Consider the following 1,328-nt stretch of genomic DNA (forward strand, 5'->3'; position numbering starts at 1 on the left):
ACTCCCGCTCGTCCTGCCCCAGCACCTCGATCGTGCTGATCGGCATCGACGGATCAGCGACCACCTGCTCCAGGACCCGCACGAACCGGGCGGCGATGTCGGCTGCCGCATCCTGGTCCAGCAGGTCCTGTTGGTACTGCAGGGCCATCTGCAGCTGCGGTTCGGCCGCGGCGGCCAACATGACCGGGTAGTGCGAGCCCGCGAAGGGGCGCAGCCCGGTGATGGCGACACCGGCTGAGGAGTTGGCCTCGAAGATGGCTTCCCGGTCGACGGGGAACGACTCGAACACAACCATCGTGTCGAACAGCGCGCTCAGCCCAGTGGCCTGTTGGATCTCCGCGAGGCTGTGGTGGTGATGATCGAGCAAGGCGGCCTGTCGGTTCTGCAATTCGGTGAGCAGGTCGGCGAAGGTGATCTGCCGCTCGCAGCGCACCCGGACCGGGATGGTGTTGATGAACAGCCCTACCATGTCGTCGACGTTCTTCACGGCGGGCGGGCGCCCGGACACGGTGGCGCCGAACACGATGTCGGAGCGCCCGGTGAGGTTGGCGAGAAGCACCGCCCAGGCCCCCTGGACCAGGCTGTTGAGCGTGACACCGAACCGCGCGGCCAGCCGGGACAGGCCGTGCTTGTCGTCGAAGGCCACTTCGAGATTCCCGATGCCCGCGGAATCATGCTGGGCTCCTGTGCGCGGCACGAGCAGTGTGGGTTCCTGCACACCGTCGAGTTCGGCCGCCCACGCCCGTGCGGACTCCTCGTGGTCCTGGCGGGTGTACAAGGCGAGGAAGTCGTCGTAGTCAGGGGTGATGGGCAGACCGGTCGGGTCGCCGTCGGCGGCGTAGAGCAGCAGCAGGTCCTGCATGAGCAGGGGCGTGGACCAGCCGTCGAACAGTACGTGGTGGGCGGTCAGCACGAGTTCGGCCCGCTCGGGCTGAACGACGACGAGGGACAGCCGCATCAGCGGTGGAGTGTCCTTCTCGAAGTGGGCAGCCCGGTCCTGCTCCAGGAATCGCTCGAAGGTGTCGGTGCGCTCGGGCTCGTCGACGGTGGTCAGGTCGAGGTGCTGCCAGGGCAGGGTCACCGACTCCGGTATCACCTGGACGAGTTCGCCGTCGGCCCGGTCGACGAAGGCCGCGCGCAGGGCGGGGTAGCGGTCCAGGAGCGCCTGTCCGGCCCGGTGCATCCGCTCCGGGTCGACCCGGCCGGACAGATGGAACACCAGCTGCATGTGATAGGCGTCGAACGTGGATCCGACGAGCATCGAGTGGAACAGCAGCCCGGACTGTGCCGGGGTCGCCGGCCATACCTTGGCGAGTTTGCCGAAGCGG

Annotated in this window: 1 protein-coding gene; it reads right to left on the reverse strand. The window is 67.8% G+C overall.

The window, feature by feature from the left end; all coding sequences use genetic code 11:
• A partial coding sequence (locus BIV25_RS46095) for a condensation domain-containing protein (protein ID WP_256257235.1) occupies nt 1–1,328 on the reverse strand: 1,328 nt, incomplete at both ends.

The sequence above is a fragment of the Streptomyces sp. MUSC 14 genome, assembly GCF_001866675.1.
GTDB lineage: Bacteria > Actinomycetota > Actinomycetes > Streptomycetales > Streptomycetaceae > Streptomyces.